This window comes from Microcystis sp. LE19-131.1A (genome assembly GCF_027532015.1).
Lineage (GTDB): Bacteria > Cyanobacteriota > Cyanobacteriia > Cyanobacteriales > Microcystaceae > Microcystis > Microcystis ichthyoblabe_A.
In genome coordinates this window covers 12,522-29,785 of sequence record NZ_JAPZSS010000224.1, presented here as the reverse complement: position 1 = coordinate 29,785, position 17,264 = coordinate 12,522, and the positions used below count along the sequence as shown (strand labels likewise).

The 17,264-nt window shown below is 44.1% G+C and carries 15 protein-coding genes; 7 read left to right on the top strand and 8 right to left on the bottom strand.

The genetic code is table 11. The features are described from left to right. Positions 1–204: 204 nt before the first annotated feature. Both O9323_RS16555 and O9323_RS16550 read right to left on the bottom strand, forming a co-directional pair. The gene (locus O9323_RS16555; RefSeq protein WP_288125447.1) at positions 205–1,539 is read right to left on the bottom strand and encodes an MlaD family protein; all 1,335 of its coding nucleotides are present in this window, start codon (positions 1,537–1,539) and stop codon (positions 205–207) included. Between the two features lie 46 nt (positions 1,540–1,585). After that, positions 1,586–2,368: an ABC transporter ATP-binding protein gene (locus tag O9323_RS16550; protein ID WP_002752097.1), complete on the bottom strand. Its 783-nt coding sequence runs from the start codon at positions 2,366–2,368 to the stop codon at positions 1,586–1,588. Positions 2,369–2,552: 184 nt separating this feature from the next. On the opposite strand from O9323_RS16550, the gene O9323_RS16545 reads away from it, so the two are divergent. Beyond that, positions 2,553–5,123, top strand: coding sequence for a TIGR03960 family B12-binding radical SAM protein (locus O9323_RS16545; RefSeq protein ID WP_288125446.1), 2,571 nt, complete (start codon positions 2,553–2,555; stop codon positions 5,121–5,123). Between the two features lie 220 nt (positions 5,124–5,343). On the opposite strand, the gene O9323_RS16540 is transcribed toward O9323_RS16545, so the two are convergent. The 3 genes from O9323_RS16540 to O9323_RS16530 form a co-directional block, all read right to left on the bottom strand. Next, positions 5,344–6,558 carry a type II secretion system F family protein gene (locus O9323_RS16540; RefSeq protein WP_002752093.1) on the bottom strand — a complete coding sequence of 405 codons (1,215 nt, stop codon included), beginning with the start codon at positions 6,556–6,558 and terminating at the stop codon, positions 5,344–5,346. A 138-nt stretch (positions 6,559–6,696) separates the two neighbouring features. Continuing rightward, on the bottom strand, positions 6,697–7,806 hold the full coding sequence (locus O9323_RS16535) for a type IV pilus twitching motility protein PilT (RefSeq protein ID WP_288125445.1): 1,110 nt from the start codon (positions 7,804–7,806) through the stop codon (positions 6,697–6,699). Positions 7,807–7,965: 159 nt separating this feature from the next. After that, a complete protein-coding gene (locus O9323_RS16530; RefSeq protein ID WP_288125444.1) occupies positions 7,966–9,981 on the bottom strand; it encodes a GspE/PulE family protein in 2,016 nt (671 codons plus the stop codon). Positions 9,982–10,221: 240 nt separating this feature from the next. On the opposite strand from O9323_RS16530, the gene grpE reads away from it, so the two are divergent. Beyond that, positions 10,222–10,944: a nucleotide exchange factor GrpE gene (gene grpE, locus O9323_RS16525; RefSeq protein ID WP_002738986.1), complete on the top strand. Its 723-nt coding sequence runs from the start codon at positions 10,222–10,224 to the stop codon at positions 10,942–10,944. 94 nt (positions 10,945–11,038) lie between these two features. On the opposite strand, the gene O9323_RS16520 is transcribed toward grpE, so the two are convergent. Both O9323_RS16520 and O9323_RS16515 read right to left on the bottom strand, forming a co-directional pair. Then, on the bottom strand, positions 11,039–11,680 hold the full coding sequence (locus O9323_RS16520; protein WP_002752085.1) for an HAD-IA family hydrolase: 642 nt from the start codon (positions 11,678–11,680) through the stop codon (positions 11,039–11,041). Between the two features lie 90 nt (positions 11,681–11,770). Next, a complete protein-coding gene (locus tag O9323_RS16515) occupies positions 11,771–13,735 on the bottom strand; it encodes an amylo-alpha-1,6-glucosidase (RefSeq protein ID WP_288125443.1) in 1,965 nt (654 codons plus the stop codon). Positions 13,736–13,826: 91 nt separating this feature from the next. On the opposite strand from O9323_RS16515, the gene rpmH reads away from it, so the two are divergent. From rpmH to O9323_RS16490, 5 genes are all read left to right on the top strand, one after another. After that, the gene (gene rpmH / locus O9323_RS16510) at positions 13,827–13,964 is read left to right on the top strand and encodes a 50S ribosomal protein L34 (RefSeq protein WP_002739276.1); all 138 of its coding nucleotides are present in this window, start codon (positions 13,827–13,829) and stop codon (positions 13,962–13,964) included. A gap of 26 nt (positions 13,965–13,990) precedes the next feature. Continuing rightward, positions 13,991–14,353 (top strand): ribonuclease P protein component, encoded by a 363-nt coding sequence (gene rnpA, locus O9323_RS16505; protein ID WP_002752083.1) that lies wholly within the window; start codon positions 13,991–13,993, stop codon positions 14,351–14,353. After that, a complete protein-coding gene (locus tag O9323_RS16500) occupies positions 14,343–14,738 on the top strand; it encodes a PH domain-containing protein (RefSeq protein WP_002738951.1) in 396 nt (131 codons plus the stop codon). The genes rnpA and O9323_RS16500 overlap by 11 nt, the downstream gene beginning before the upstream one ends. A gap of 85 nt (positions 14,739–14,823) precedes the next feature. After that, positions 14,824–15,972, top strand: a complete 1,149-nt coding sequence (yidC, locus tag O9323_RS16495) for a membrane protein insertase YidC (RefSeq protein WP_288125442.1) — start codon at positions 14,824–14,826, stop codon at positions 15,970–15,972. Next, on the top strand, positions 15,972–16,466 hold the full coding sequence (locus tag O9323_RS16490) for a Jag family protein (RefSeq protein ID WP_288125441.1): 495 nt from the start codon (positions 15,972–15,974) through the stop codon (positions 16,464–16,466). Before yidC ends, O9323_RS16490 begins: the two co-directional genes overlap by 1 nt. A 106-nt stretch (positions 16,467–16,572) precedes the next feature. Here the strand turns inward: O9323_RS16490 and O9323_RS16485 are convergent, their stop codons facing one another. After that, on the bottom strand, positions 16,573–16,971 hold the full coding sequence (locus O9323_RS16485; protein ID WP_002738634.1) for a hypothetical protein: 399 nt from the start codon (positions 16,969–16,971) through the stop codon (positions 16,573–16,575). Positions 16,972–17,264 lie beyond the last annotated feature (293 nt).

Sequence of the window (17,264 nt, the reverse complement as noted above, 5' to 3'; positions counted from 1 at the left end):
CTCTCTAGCATTTTCTGGCTCTCGGGGTTTAGGTCTCTAATCAATCTCATTGTATTTTCCTGCTGCTTCGTTTTTTTATGTATTATACTTCTTAATTTTTTATTTGGGTAATTAATTTTGCATGACTACTTATCAGTTATCAGATGTGAGTTTTCAGTTCACTGATTACTGTTCACTGCCAATCGCTTGAATTGTGCTGTTTTGTCATTTTTCACTCGTGGGGGGTTGTTGAACGATAAATTGGGGATAGAGTTGCATTTGCTTAGGATTTAAAGAAGGTCGAGAGATGGTCAAAACTTTTTGTTTAGCTAACTCTTGAGTCATGGTATCTAAAGTTTGAGCGATACGCAAATTATATTCTAACTGTTCCCCAGAAGAAAGCAGATTACTTAAGCCATCAATTAAACGTCTTAAATTCTCGCGAAATTGGGGATCACCGATTAACTCATCAATATCGGAGGTGATTTTTTGAGTATTTTCAAAAGTCACCCTAGCGGATTCGAGAGTTTTTTGCAGCACGACAATTGTAGCAGGATCGTTAATAGTTTTAGTAATTTCTCGTAAATTATTCGATGTTTCCACTGCATTATTCAAAATAGTCTCGACATTTTGCATGACTTGTTTAGTATCAATTTCATCTAAACCAGCATTCAACCTCAGGGCGGTATTATTGAGATTATTAGCGAGACTGCCAATACCTAAACTAGCTTGATTAATATTATCGAGAGTATTAACAATTTGTCCCCGATTTTCGCTGAGAACAGCATTAAGATTAGCGACTAATTGGGAAGATTGTTGAAAAGTTCTGCTGATTTGACTGCGATTTTCCTGAACGGTATTATCTAAAGTATTGACAAAACGGGAGGCATTATTAGCCGTATTAGTCACCGAGCGACTGGTGGCAGCTAATTCCAAAGATAGACGAGAGATTTCTCTTTGGGCATTCCGGATAGTTTGGGAGGTATCATCGGATAAACGGGCGATTTTTTGGGCCGCTATAGCGGTATTTTTGGTGACATCATTGAGATTACCCACAAATTCAGGACTGGTAAAAGTATCCACTAAACGACCAACACTAGACATTAATTGTGTTCCTGTTTTCCCCTGTAAACGGCTATTATTACAGAGAATTAACTGTTGATCACAGTCGGGACTAAGAGGGTCGAGATTTTTGGCCTCAGCACTTAAAGAAACTAAGGGAGTGATATCGATGGCTGCCTCCCCAATTAATCCGGAAAGATTGGTAGTAACAGTTACCTTCCTAGGCATAACTAAAGTAGCAGAAGCAATCTCGGCAATAACCTCCACTTGATTACTCCCCGGGATAAAACTCGTAATTCTTCCCACTCTCACCCCGCGAAAACGTACCGGCGCCCCGACTTGTAACCCTTCCACGTCAGCAAACTCGAAGATTAATTGATAGGTTCTTTGACCAAATCCCCCCCCGCGAACCCAGATAGCGAGCACCCCAAAGACCAATAATCCGCCTAGGGCAAACAAACCTAGTCTTCCTTCCCGTAAAGCTCGCGAACTCTGCATGATTTTTCTCTCATTCTCGATAGTTCTTAATTTAGCTTAATCTAGCTTAAACGATTGTCCTAATCGGGCCTTCAATGCTGGCACTAAAAAATTGCCGAATCATGGGATGATCGGTACGATCGATATCTGCCACCACTCCCTGCCATTGCACTTTTCCCTGATAGAGAAATACTACTCGATCGGCGGTGCGTCGGATGGTACTTTGTTGGTGAGAAACCATCACATAAGTGTTCGCAGACCCTGATTTTTCATGGAGAGTCCGCACTAGATCCTCGATAATTGTAGAAGCTATTGGGTCTAATCCGGCGGTAGGTTCATCATACAGCAGTAATTCAGGATTATCAGCCGGATTATCGGGATTAGTGATAATAGCGCGGGCAAAAGCCACCCGTTTACGCATTCCCCCCGATAGTTCCGAAGGATAAAGGTCACTAATTCCCTGTAAACCGACCATTTCCAAGCTTTTTTCCACTAATTCCCTAATTCTGGCTTTTTTTAAGTTAGTTTGTTCGTAGAGATAAAAACCGACATTTTCCCCGACGGTGAGAGAATCAAACAGGGCTGTTTGTTGAAAAACTAAGGAAGTTCGCATCGCTTCTCGACCATCTTCTAGCAATCCCTGACGCAATTGGCCTTTAATACGAATTTCTCCCGCATTTATCCCCGTTAATCCCGCAATTAACCGTAAAACCGTTGATTTTCCCGTCCCCGACGGCCCGATAATTACCAGGGCCTCCCCTCGATAAATGGTTAAATCTAAACCATCGAGAATAACATTATCCCCGAATCTTTTCGATACTCCTCTCAATTCAATTAACGGTTCTTTCATCGTCGCTTAATTATCTTATAACCTCTGGAATTTTAGGGAGATGGGGAAGTGGGAAGTATTTTCAGTGAACAGTAAACAGTAATCAGTGAACTGAACTCTGATAACTGATAACTGATAACTGACTCGATTCTGGCTGCTATAGTAGAAAAGCACCCATTGCTGACGATATCTGAGGTAGATTGCCGTGACTATTGCTTTAGACCAACTGCTCACCCCCGACATTTTTCGACCAGCGCGTTATTTGGGCAACGAGTTAGGTGCTAAACATAAAGAATGGGCAAGTGCGGTGGTTCGTTGGGTGTTAACCTATCCGGAAGTGTACGAAGTGGGGGCATCTAACCTCGGCCATATTATCCTCTACAATATCCTCAATGCACAACCTCGCCAACTCTGCGATCGCACTTATTTACCCGCACCGGATTTAGCCCAAAAACTCAAACAGACAAAAACCCCCCTATTTGCCCTAGAATCCCGTCGTTACCTCACCGATTTTGATATTCTCGGTTTTAGTCTTAGTTACGAGCTAGGAGCAACCAATATTTTAGAAATGCTCGACCTAGCGGCAATTCCCTTGACTTGGAGAGAAAGAGATGCGGGTAACTATCCGCTAATTTTTGCCGGGGGACAAACTGCCACCTCTAACCCCGAACCCTACGCCGACTTTTTTGATTTTATCGCCCTTGGTGATGGCGAAGAATTATTGCCAGAAATCGGTTTAATTTTAGAAGAAGGTAAACTAGCTAATCTAAGCAAAGAAGAACTATTACTAGATTTAGCCCAAATTCCGGGGGTATATGTGCCGCGTTTCTACGATGTCACCCCAATCGGTGCAGTTATCCCCAATCGTGACGATGTACCGCAAAGAATTTTACGCCGGGTAGCCACTCCTATCCCAGCCTATTCTATCGGTTTAGTTCCCTTCGTCGAAACAGTCCATGATCGCCTAGTGGTGGAAATTCGTCGCGGTTGCACTAGGGGATGTCGTTTTTGTCAACCGGGGATGTTAACCCGTCCTGCGCGGGATGTGCAACCGGAAGCAGTAATCGAATCGATTGAAAAAGGAATGCGAGCGACGGGATATAACGAATTTTCTCTATTATCTCTCAGTTGCTCCGATTATCTAGCTTTACCTGCCGTGGGTATGGAGATTAAAAACCGTCTCCAGAATGAGAATATATCTCTATCCTTACCCAGTCAAAGAGTCGATCGCTTTGACGAAAATATTGCTAACATAATTGGGGGCAATCGTCAATCGGGTTTAACCTTTGCACCGGAAGCGGGAACCCAACGAATGCGCGATGTGATTAACAAAGGGTTAACCAACGAAGAATTACTCAGAGGGATAAAAACTGCCGTCGAACAGGGTTGGGATAAGGTTAAACTCTATTTTATGATCGGTTTGCCGGGGGAAACCGATGTGGATGTGATTGGTATCGCGGAAACGGTGCGTTGGTTGCGTCGGGAATGTCGTTTACCGAAGCGGAAACCCCTCGATTTTACCCTAACTATCTCGAATTTTACGCCTAAACCCCATACCCCCTTCCAGTGGCATTCCGTCTCGACGGCCGAATTTATCCGCAAACAGGAGTTATTAAGACAGGAATTCCAAGGCATGAGAGGGGTAAAAGTCAATTATACCGATGTCCGCATCTCGGCCATGGAAGATTTTATCGGTCGCGGTGACAGAAGTTTAGGGAAAGTGGTGCTGCGCGCTTGGCAATTGGGAGCCGGGATGGATGCTTGGTGGGATAATACGGAAAAAGCCTATCAAGCATGGTCACAGGCGATCGAAGAATCCGGTTTAACTTGGAAATATCGTCAGGTAGAACAGGGAGAATGGAATATTTTTGCCGATACAGACAAAGATATTTTAGAGCGTCCTTTGCCCTGGGATCATCTGGATACCGGTATCGATAAAAAATGGCTAGAGGAGGACTTAAAACGCGCCCTAGACGCGGCAACGGTCCCCGATTGTTCTTTTGAGGGTTGTTCCCATTGTGGCGTTTGTAGCGTCGATTTTGGCCATAATATCGTCATTGAAGCGCCCCCGATTCCCGCTTTTGCCGGACATTTTCAACCCAATCAAGAACGCACCCAAAGAATTCGGGTTTGGTTTGGCAAAATTGGCGAAATGGCTCTAGTTAGCCACTTGGATCTGGTGCGTTTATTTGATCGCGTCGTCCGTCGGGCTGCTATTCCCATTTCCTTTACTGGTGGATTTCACCCCGGTCCGCGCATTTCGATCGCCAATGCTTTATCCTTGGGAGCAACCAGTAGCGGTGAGATTGTCGATTTTGAATTGACAAAAGTGATGGATTTAGAGACGTTTAAACAGCAGTTAACCGCACAATTACCCGCAGATTTGCCGGTTTATCAGGTGGAAGAAATTCCCTTAAATGCTCCTGCTGCCACCCGTTTGTTGGAAAAAGCCGAGTATTTGCTCACTTTTAATAGCGAGGGAATTGACTGCCAACAGTGGCAAAATTGGATCGAGGCAATTAAACAAGCAACGGTGATGGAACGGGAAAAAACCACCAAATCCGGCAAAAAAGTCACGATTAATCTGCGAGAACAATTATATGAATTAGAGTTAAAAACTGTTGACAAACAAGCCGTTTTGTGCTATGTGGGCAGTTGTCGCAATGATGGCACTTTACTGCAGCCCGATCATATCGTCGAGATGTTAGAAAGGGTTTCTGTCCAAGAGATTTCGCTGCTTAATTTTCATCGTCAGCGCTTGATTTTAGGAGCTTAACCATCGTAAATTGTTCCCTTTATGCTCTAACCCCAGAAAGTCAGCTAATCTTGATCGACTAATTCCAAGGAATCATCAACCAAAGCTGGCCGGTAATTTTGAACAACCAAAAGTTTCCTAAGAGACAGATTCACCTAATCAAATAAAAGGAGATGAAAATTAAAATCTGGTTGATTTCAGGCTACCGGCAATAGTCACTGATAACTGATCACTGATAAACTTATTGCAAGGCGTCGAAGACTTTAAACATGGGTAGGTACATAGACACAAGAATAGTTCCCACCATCACCCCAATAGCAACCATCATCAAGGGTTCAATGATACTGGTTAAAGCTTTAACGGCCTGTTCCACCTCATCTTCGTAGAAATCCGCCACTTTCATCATCATGGCATCTAATTCTCCTGTTTCTTCACCAATACTAATCATTTGAATGGCCAAAGGTGGGAAAACATTGGCTTTTTGTAGGGACAAACTCATCATTCCCCCCTGCTGAATTTCCTTCTTAGCACTAGCGATCGTATTAGCAATTACCTGATTACCCACCGTATTAGAAACTATATCAAGGGAATTCAAAATCGGGACACCAGAACGCGTCAGAGTCCCAAAAACCCGGCAAAATCTAGCCACAGCCGATTTTTTATTCAAATCGCCAAAAAGGGGCATTTTAAGGAAAAACCAGTCAATTTGCAGACGACCTATCGGGGTTTTGTAATAGCGACGCAGCAAAAAAACCGTGGCAGCAATGGTGACAATCGGAATTAAAATCAACCAACTACGCATCACACCACTTAAAAAGAGCATAAATTGCGTTAAAGCTGGTAGTGGCACCTTCAAATCGGTGAAAATTTTCGCAAACACGGGAATTAAAAAGATCGTCATCCCGAAAAACACAATTATCGCCAAAATTCCCACCGCTACCGGATAGGTCATCGCTGATTTAATCTGGTTTTTCAAGCGGGCCATATCTTCCAAAAGTTTCGAGAGACGGAGCAGCACTTCATCGAGTACCCCCCCCGTCTCTCCAGCTTCGATCATACTGACATAAAGTTCATCAAAACATTCGGTATGTTTGGCCATCGCTTGCGATAACGGACTCCCTTGCTGTACTTCGGTGCTAATCGCTTGTAGTGCTTTTCTCATCTTGGGATTACTGGATTGATCCCCCAAAACTCCCAAACATCTCATAATCGGCACACCAGCATTAATCATTACCGAAAATTGACGGGAAAAAACCGCTTTATCTTTGATGGAAATCTTGGCAAATATCAACTCTAAACTAGAAAGATCGATCTCTCCTCCCGCTTTTTTGACTTTACCGACGGCGGCATATTTTGCCTTCAGTATCATTCGAGCATGATCGGGAGACATAGCTTCAACTTTCTCTTGGAAAACTTTTCCAGAGCTGCTTTTAACTTGTGCGACAAAAGTAGGCATAGGACAAATTAGTTATCAGTTATCAGTTATCAGTTTTTTAGCTGTTAGCTGTTAGCCATCAGGAGTCAGGAGATTATTTTTATTTATTGTCCCTGCTTCGGTACTCCCCAATCTCCTATGCCTTTTAAACAGTATTTATCATTGGAAACGGGCTTTAGTTTTGGCGTTAGCAACGGACCCAGCGACCAGACGTTGTAATTCATCGGGTTTACTACTTTTAGAAATTGCCTCTTCAAAGGATATAACACCGCTAACAACTAAATTAGCTAATCCCTGTTCCATAGTTTGCATTCCTAGCTTCATTCCCGTTTGAATTGCCGAGTAAACTTGGGGGGCTTTTCCTTCGCGAATTAGGTTAGCGATCGCTGGAGTTACCACCATGATTTCCTGTACCATTGCCCGTCCAAATTCCCCCGGTTTGGGATTTTTTTTCTTGACTAGGTTTTGACTAAAAACTGCTAGTAAAGAATTGGATAACATGGCGCGAATTTGTGCCTGTTGGTTAGCGGGGAAAACGTCAATAATCCGATCCACTGTTCCCGCTGCCGAGCTAGTGTGTAGGGTTCCGAAGACTAAGTGACCGGTTTCCGCCGCCGTGATTGCCAAACTAATTGTTTCTAAATCCCGCATTTCTCCCACAAGGATAATATCAGGATCTTCTCGTAAAGCTGCTCTTAATGCGTTAGCAAAACTCTTGGTATCTTCTCCTTTTTGTCGTTGGTGAAACAGGCTTTTTATATTAGGAAAAACGTATTCAATTGGGTCTTCTACAGTCAAAATGTGTTCAGACCTAGTCCGATTAATTAAGTCTAAAATTGCCGCTAAAGTGGTAGTTTTACCTGAACCTGTTTGGCCAGTTACGAGAATTAATCCCCTCGGTCTTTCCGATAACTCCCGTACTACTCTAGGTAAATTTAATTGTTCAAAGTTAGGAATTTTAGAGGACAAAGCCCGTAAACAAGCTGCATAAGCACCCCTTTCTTTATAAACATTGACCCTAAATCTTGCTAATCCTTTCACCCCGTAGGAACAGTCTAATTCCCAATTCTGCTCTAACTCTTTTCTTTGGGTATTATTGAGCATACTAAAAATCAATTTCTGACAATCTTGCGGGGTTAAAGATTCTTCATTAATCGGGATGAGTTTGCCACTAATGCGAAAATAGACCGGCGCACGGGACTGAATGTGCATATCGGAACCGCCCATCTCGACCAATTGTTCCATTAAATCTTCGATCATTAATTCCATAAGTTAAACTCCATCTATAAGGTAAAATCAGTGAACAATAACCAGTAACTATTGAAAAGACATTGGGAAAGTGCTATTTAAGACTACTCACTTAATACTCCTTACTTAAAACTCAAATCTCATAACTGATCACTGATAACTGATAACTGAAAAACTGTCTTAATAACTAAATCGCGGTGTCATACAATAGGGACAATCGAGCCATTCTGGTTGTAGTTCGGCGCGACAACCACGACAGATTAAACCGCTTTTCCGTTTGGCTTTTAATTCCGCTTCTAGACCAGAATCGGTCAGTGTCACCCGTTCTACTTCTTCGAGGGTGGTGTAACCCTCGCGCACCAGATTTAAACTATAGGCTAGGAGTGTCACCATGCCCTCATCAACGGCCGCCTCCTTAATGCGATCGGTTGTCGCCCCTTGGTTAATTAACTGCTGTATTCGTTCACTATTCTGCATTACCTCATAGACACCGATGCGATCTTTGTAACCGCTGCCAGCACACTTAAGGCAGAGATTGCCCTGTTTTCGCGCTTGTTGAATTTCCTCCATAGTTAGGGTATTAGCCTTATAAAAAGTCACTTCCTGTTCATTGGCAGCGGAAAGACCAAAACGGGCTAATTCCTCTTGACTAGGGTGATAGGCGACCCGACACTGGGTACAGACGCGCCGCACGAGACGCTGGGCCAAGATTCCCAACAGAGAACCAGAAATCATGAACGGTTCAATCCCCATCTTATCAAGACGAACGATCGCACCTGCGGCATCGTTGGTGTGTAGGGTAGTTAAGACCAAGTGACCGGTTAAGGCGGCCTCGATCACCGTTTTAGCCGTTTCCCTATCCCTAGTTTCTCCCACCAGAATCACATCCGGGTCTTGTCGCAGGAATGCCCGCAGAATCGAGGCGAAATCCATGCCTTTTTCGCGAATTATCTGCACCTGGGTGATGCCTGGCAGAGAATATTCGATCGGGTCTTCGGCCGTACTAATATTGACCCCAGGGTGATTTCTTTCCGCTAACACCGAGTATAAAGTGGTGGATTTCCCTGAACCGGTGGGGCCTGTCACCAGCAACAGACCAAAGGGACGACTAGCAATGTCTCGGACGATTTGCAGAGTATTTCGATCGGTGATTAGTTTATCTAAACCCAACTGGGTAGCCGAGTTATCGAGAATCCTTAAACAGACTTTTTCCCCGTAGCGACTGGGCAGGGTATTAACCCGAAAATCTACTTTTCGTCCTTGATACATCCGCCGAATTTTACCATCCTGGGGAAGACGACGTTCGGAAATATCGAGATCGGCCATGATTTTAAACCGGGCTGTGACCGCCGGGGCGATTTTTTTCGGCAGTGGCTCAAAAGCTTGATGAAGAACTCCATCTTTGCGAAAGCGAATTTTCAGGAATTCTTCTTGGGGTTCGATGTGAATATCGGAGGATCCTTCCTGTAGAGCTTTAGCTATAATTTTATTGACAAGGTTGATGACGGGGGCTTGATTAGCATCCCCTTCTCCGAGATCATCGGCCACTTCATCGTTAGCAACACCAGAGGTCAAATCAAGACTGCCGACAATATCGGTCAGATCCGAGAGTTTTTCCAGTTCTTTTTCTTTTTGCAGTCGGGCTTTCTCCCGTTCTAGTTCCGATTGGGCCGAGTGGAATTTTTCCAGTAATCTTTCATAATCTTCCCCGGCAATCACCAAACGCTGTAAACCTAACTCCCTGGGGCGGAGGATACGATTGATATCGTCAGTAGCCGCGAGGTTGTCGGGATCGACCATGGCTATCAAAATCGCGGCTGGCTCTCCTTCGATTCGACGCAGGGGGATGAGACGATAGCGACGACAAAGATCGATCGGAATCAAAGAATCGATCAGCCTGGCTATTTCCAGTCCATCCACATCGCTCAATTCTGGGTCGAGCGATTCGACTCCGTAGAGGATTTTTAGTTCAAATAACTGGTTTTTCTTATACTGTCGCTGTAAATCCGGGGGCAAAGGCCGCCCGGTTAGTTTTTGCAATATTTCTACTAGCGATCGCCCCGATTTTCGCGTTTCCACCAGGGCCTGTTGCATTTGCTCGGCACCGATATAGCCCGACTGCACTAACTTGTTACCAAAGGGGGAAAAGTAATTGCGTAGGGCGACAGCACGGGTTTTCTTGGAAGAAAATGTCATAGACGATTCCTAACCTCTCCACTAGCCTTTAATCTTCCCAATTTTAATGATAAAATTCCATTCTAGCAAAAATTTTTCTAGATCACTGATTATCGATCGGGGCTGCTTATATTTAGTTACAGATCTTGTCCACAAAATGTTACATTAAGGGTTAAACTTTGATTACTAGCTGGTACTTAAAGACCAAAATCAGCATTAAATGGTCATATGTTGCCAAATTCCCCAATAAAATCCTATACCATGAGTGCAGAACCAAATACCTCAGCAATTTTCGACGAAAACCAAGAATCCTCCTCTAATTCCCCTGAATCTCCTACAAACGAATCAGAAGCCAGTGTCACCGATGAAGCCAAAACGGTGACGGACAAGGCCGCCTCTAGCGAGGAATTTTCCTTTCTAGGTGGAATGACTATCGATACTCTACAAGAGGAAATTGATACTCTCAAACAGCAGTTAGAGGAACAAACCCAACAGGTTGATGCCTATAAGAAACGCTATATCACTCTAGCAGCCGAGTTCGACAATTTTCGCAAACGCACGGCCAAGGAAAAAGAGGAACTGGAAACAAAAATCAAGGGCAAAACCCTGATGGAAATTCTTGGTGTGGTGGATAATTTTGAGCGCGCTCGTACTCAAATTAAACCAGCTAACGATGGCGAGATGGGTATTCACAAGAGTTACCAAGGGGTCTATAAAACCTTAGTGGACAGTCTCAAGCGTTTGGGCGTTTCCCCCATGCGTCCGGAAGGTCAACCCTTTGATCCTAGCTACCACGAAGCGATGATGCGGGAGTACACCGATGAACATCCCGAAGGCACGGTAGTCGAGCAGCTAGTGCGAGGATACACTCTCGGAGAAGATGTTTTGCGTCATGCTTTGGTAAAAGTGGCCGCCCCCAAAGAGACAGATCCTAACGCTGATCAGTCCGAATCTCCTTCCATTCCATCCCAGGAATCCCTCTAACACCTCCACATCAAAAAGTGTTCAGATATTTTGGTTTTGGGGATATGTTTTTCCTCCCTATCCCCTCTTCCCACTGAAAGACTTTTTCTCGCTTTTATCTTTTAATTAAAAACGCTTCTATACCCAAGGCTTTTGCTCCTTGGTAATCTTCTTTTTTACTATCGCCAATATGCCAAGCTTGTGCGGGGGGACAATCATGTTTTTGCAGGGCAATTTGAAAAATTTCCCGATCGGGTTTAGCTGCTCCTGTCTGGGAAGAAATCGTGATCGATCGAAAAAAATATTCTAAGCCTAATTCGGCCAAAACTTGGTAGATACGACTATCAAAATTAGAAATAATGCCCAACTCGATCCCCTGAATCTGCCAGAGTCTTAAAGCGGGAATGACATCCTCGTACAGCACCCAAGGCTCGGCCGTGGCAAAATGATGATAAAGTTCGCCAAAAAAAGCCTCAAAATCGGGAAATCTTTCCAGATAACCTAAATTATTAAAAACTGCCCCAGTCAGCGATCGCCACCAGCGATACTCTAACTCAGGAATTTGTGCCGGTTCAACCTTAGGAAAAGCTAGGGGGGGAGAAGTGGGGAAAATAGCCGAGAAAGACTGTTCTAGACTCTCGGCCGCCACCTCTACCCCAAAATCCGCCGCTATTTGACTATAAATTCCTCCGACACTGCCTTTTACCCCAAAAAGGGTTCCCACAGCATCGAGAAAAATAACTTGCGGTTTCTGCATAAGAGTTTTGTCTTTAACGGTCTAACTGAGGTTTTTAGGGTCGGTCTTTTGGGGGGTTTAACACACCTAACCATTGCTTATTTTAAAGGATTATGGCCGAAATTCTTGGATCCCTTGCCAAACCCTTAATACCTCTGCCACCGTCCATGCTTGGGCAAAAGCACCCCTAGGAGTAAAAGGAGCATTACCATCGAAAATTTCACTTAAATTACCGATACAGCTATCCCGAAGATGGTCAATCATCGGTGTTAAAAAACTCTGGGCTAGGATGGGATCGCGATAGACTTTTAGATGGGCTTCGATAAATGCCCCTAATAACCATCCCCAGACTGTCCCCTGATGGTAGGCACTATCTCTTTTTAAGCGATCGCCACTGTAAACGCCAAGGTAATCAGGATGATCGGCATCTAGCGATCGCAAACCGCGAGAAGTCAACAATTTTAAAGCACAAATATCGAGAATGGCCTTTTTCTGTGGGGAATTTAATAACTCCTCCACCGACAAAGACAGGGCAAAAAGTTGATTCGGTCGTAAACTGGCATCATTACCCTTGTCCGTATCTAAAACATCGTAACAGTACCCTAGAGAATCGTCCCAGAAGCGAGAAAACCCTTTTAAGGTCATTTTTCTCATTTTTTCGTAATCAGTGGCATCCATGCCCAAATAATGGGCAAATTGAACCATAATTTTTAGGGCATTGAACCAAAGAGCATTAATTTCTACGGGTTTGCCGATGCGGGGAGTAATTACCAGATCATCAACTTTGGCATCCATCCAAGTTAACTGTACTCCCGTTTCGCCGGCATAGATCAAACCATCGTCATCTAGGTGAATATTGTAGCGAGTACCGCGACGAAACCAAGCGATCACTTCCGTTAAAGCGGGATAAATAGTTCTGAGAAACTCAAAATCTTGGCTTTGGTTAAAATAGGAACGAATGGCTTCAAAATACCAAAGAATAGCATCGACAGCGTTATATTCGGGCATTTCTCCCCCATCGGGCAGTAAATTCGGCAATAAACCCCGGTCTAGATAACGGGAAAAAGTTAGTAAAATCTGACGTGCGATCGCAGATCTGCCTGTAGTCAAAGTTAATCCTCTTAGGGAGATCATCGTATCGCGACCCCAATCACCAAACCAAGGATAACCCGCGATTATCGTTTTGCCATCCAGTTGATCCCGGAGAGGACGACTAACGATAAACTGGTCGGCAGCGAGGGTAAGTTGTTGAATCCATGGCGGCTGCTGGGGATTAATCAGACTATTCTCGTAGCGATAGCGAGACTCTAGAGAAGATTGACCGTCTAAACTGGGATCGGGACGGGTACTAGCGGCAATTGTCACCGATTCTCCCACTTTAAGAGTAGCCGAAAAACTGGCGGCATGGAGATGATTTTCCCGATCGATTAAACCACGATAACGTTCCACAGCCAAATCAAAGCGATAATACCAGATATGAGCGGGAAAAACCTCTCCTTGACTGATTAATAGATAAAAAGGTACAGCATTGTCATAGGCAATCACTCTTACTCCTTTTTCTAGGGGACTAATAGCCATTTGCCAGTTAAAACTCTGGGTATTGCCGTGAAAATCGCGATAATTGACAAAAGCAGTCAGATTCAGGGTTAAAGGAGAATTGCCGCGAAGGTAGGTATAGCGAGTATAGGTGGTATTTTCTCCCTGTTCCATCCAGATACGCTTTTCTAGTAAGGCATCCCCACAGATAAAAGTCCAGACGGGAATTGTCCCTTCCAGATGAAAACTTTCGATATTAATATAGCCTTGTGGTTCGATCGTAGCACCTAACCAGCGATTGCTGGCCAGATGATAGAGTTTCTGGTTATATTGTACCGATTCATCGATTTTAGTCACTAGAAGTGTTCTTTTCGTCGGTGGAGCCAAAGCAGCGATCAACAGGCCATGATAACAGCGCGTTAGCAATCCGGCCACAGTTCCCGCGGCAAAACCCCCAATACCATTAGTGACTAACCATTCGCGCTTTTCAGCCACCGGGAGACAATTACAGATATCTCGACCAAAACGGAGCTTGACCATAGGCTTCCAAATTCCTAGGAATTTTGTTATAATCAAAAATTGTGTCTTTAATATCTATAGACTAACTCTATCTTAAGGAGAAAAATCAGCAGTGAGTAAACGTACTTTAGAAGGAACCACGCGCAAACAGAAGCGCACTTCCGGATTTAGAGCGAGAATGCGTAGCGTCAACGGACGTAAAGTGATTAAAGCTCGTCGGAAAAGAGGACGCTATCGTTTAAGTGTTTAGGTTATTCTGGGAACCGACTAATTTTCGTGGGATTACCCCAAGTTCATCGCTTAAAACATCGACAGGATTTTCAAGCTGTCTATGGAACAGGGAAGCGTTATCACGGTTCCCACTTAACCTTAATTAGTTTAGAGGATTCTGGCCCGGATAAGCCTCTTCCCAGTCGTTTTGGCATCTCGATTAGCAAGAAAGTTAGTAAAAAAGCGGTGGTTCGTAATCGACTAAAAAGGCAAATAAAAGCGGTAATTCGGCAGTTATTGCCAGAAATAGCAGCAGGATGGCGAGGGATAATCATTATCCGTCCAGGGGCGATCGAGTGCAATTATGAACATTTTTTGCGAGAATTAAAGCAGTTGTTAGTGAAGGCCAATATAATTCATGGGCATTAAAGAAGAAACTTTTTATGAAGGCGGTCCGCACATCGGCGACCTAATCATCAATATACTGCTAGGATTTACAGTGATTTGTTTACCTTTAACCGTTGGGGCAGTGGTGCGGGCAATCTGGTTAAGATATAAGATAACCGATCGGCGGATTTCAATCACTGGGGGTTGGATGGGACGCGATCGCACAGATATTATCTATTCAGAAGTGGCAAAAGTGGCAAAAATGCCGAGAGGAATTGGTCTTTGGGGAGACATTGTCGTAACTCTCAAGGATAGAAGTCGTTTAGAAATGCGCGCGATGCCGAAATTCCGGGAAATTCATGACTACATTGCCGAAAGAGTCGCCGATAAAACCGGTCGTCCCCTAGAATCGATCATCAGTCAATAAAACAAAATAATCGATCACCGAGATTCGATAAATTAGATTTGTTAACAGTGAACCCCCATTAAACGAGAAGGCATAGATTAAAGCCATGGATTTTGGAGTCGGATTTATTTCCACAAATATCATGTTGCCAATCCTAGATTTTTTCTTTCGGATTGTGCATAGTTACGGTTTCGCCATCATTGCTTTAACGCTGGTGGTCAGATTTGCCGTCTTTCCCCTCAGCGCCGGCCAGATTCGCAACATGAGAAAAATGCGAATCACTCAACCCTTAATGAAGGAAAGACAGGCAGAAATTCAACAACGCTACAAAAATGACCCCCAAAAACAACAGGAGGAAATGGGCAAATTAATGCAGGAGTTGGGCAATCCCCTAGCCGGTTGTTTACCCCTGTTATTACAAATGCCGATTCTTTTGGCTTTATTTGCGACGCTGCGGGGTTCCCCCTTCTCGGATATTAACTACACCGTCGATTTACAGGTGCTGCCAAGGGAACAAATCGCCCTCGTCCAGCGCCAACCCTATGGCACCAAACCCCAAAACGTTTATATTGACGAGTCTCTCCACTATCCCATCACCGCTTTTTTACCCCAAGGCAATAAAATCGCCCCGGGAGAACAGGTAAAAATCGACCTGCAAAACGACCAGGGCAAGTCTTTAAGCCAATTAGCCACGGAAGCACCCGAAAATAACCTAAAACCCACCTACGAGGTGGTTAAAGGTCAAGAACTGGTGCAAGTTAATGAAGACGGTTCCATCGTCGCTTTAGCCCCCGGAGATGCCAGTATTAAAGTTATCGTGCCGGGGATTGCCGCTAATACGGGTTTTCTCTTTATTGAGGCCCTGGGAAGAATTGGGGCAACCGGTGCCAATGGTGAAATTCACTGGGATATCTTGGCGATGGTGATCGCTTTCGGTATTAGTATCTATGTTAACCAAGAGTTATCCGGCGCCGGCGCTCCTTCGGGGGGAGCAGCCCAACAACAGCAAACGGTGAATAAAATCACCCCGATAATTTTTAGTATGATGTTCCTGTTTTTCCCCTTACCGGCGGGGGTATTGATGTATATCTTAACCGCGAACATCTTCCAAACTATTCAAACGGTGATTTTGATGCGGGAACCTTTACCGGAAAACCTGCAAAAATTGGTAGCGGAACAGGAAAAAACGGAAAAATCCCGCGATGCTCTCCCCTTTGAAAAACGTTCTAGCAAGAAAAAGGAAAAAACATCGTAATGAGTATATGGGAGCAAAATAGCGAGAAAGCTAAACAATGGCTGGAAAAACTGCTAAAGTTGATGGCCATGCCCACAGATGTCCAGATTGGAGTGCAGGAATTGGGAACTAGACCTTCCTCCTGTTGGTTAATTATTGATAGCAGTCAATTGAGTCCCCAACAAGTGGAACTTCTCCTCGCTAACAAGGGTGAGGGACTGGATGCGATTCAATCCCTAGCTAATACGATTCTGAATATTGGTGTCGAGTCGGCAGAACATCAGTTCTATATTGTCGAAATCAATGGCTATCGTCAACAAAGACAGTCAGAACTTTTCGACTGGGTTAATCAAGCGGCGACGCAAGTGCGGCAAACAGGACAGGAAATAGAATTAAAAGCCCTATCTTCGGCGGAACGTCGCCAAATCCATGCCTTTTTTCAGGAAGAAAACGATTTAACCACGGAAAGTCGCGGCGTGGAACCCGATCGCCGGTTAGTAATTCGTTTAAAATAAGACCAAAGGGTGGGGTAAAACCTGCCCTCTTTTTTATTTTAGGCTTTAGCCTTCTTGCTCACTCTAAAATTGAGTTGAGAATTACCACAGCCATGGAGATATAAAATTAGAAAATACGACCACCTCGACGGTTGGGAGCTAAACCACGATTACTGGGTGTAAAGCAGTAGGCATCGCGATTGATTCGTCGAATATTCTCTTGTAAAAATCGATCACAATTGCCCTCTGGAACGATAATTGTTTGATAGAGCGATTTTCCCGATAGATTACTATAGTAAGGAATCCAAAGAATACCCAGATTTTGAAATCCATATTTGAAGTGTAGTTCTTCCCCGCGTTTCTTTGCTTCGTATTCGGTCTTCCAAGCTGACTCGGCAATTACTCGCAGACCTTCAAAATCGGCACTGTGCCAGTCAAGACGTGGAGCAGCGAAAACCTCACCGAAAAATGTACTCGAAAATGCCATGCACATCATCAATAAAGTGATTTCTTGTCTGATATTCATGAAAAATTGATAACTGAAATATTTTTTATTTTAACCTCAGTTCAAGATAAGCCGAAACCCTAATTTTACCTTAGCCAGTCAGTCCTATTCTTTCCTGAAAGTCATGGCACAATCTGCTTAACCGGAACTGACGTTATTTTAGCCAGATATCTCCTTTCTCTTCTGTCTTTTCGCCTGTTTTTGCTCTCAAAGCTCTGGCAGCCAAAATTTTGTCATCGATTGACATTGTTAATAGTGGGATTAACTCCCCATTCAACTTTAAAAACACCCCACACCCACGCAAAACTTTTTGC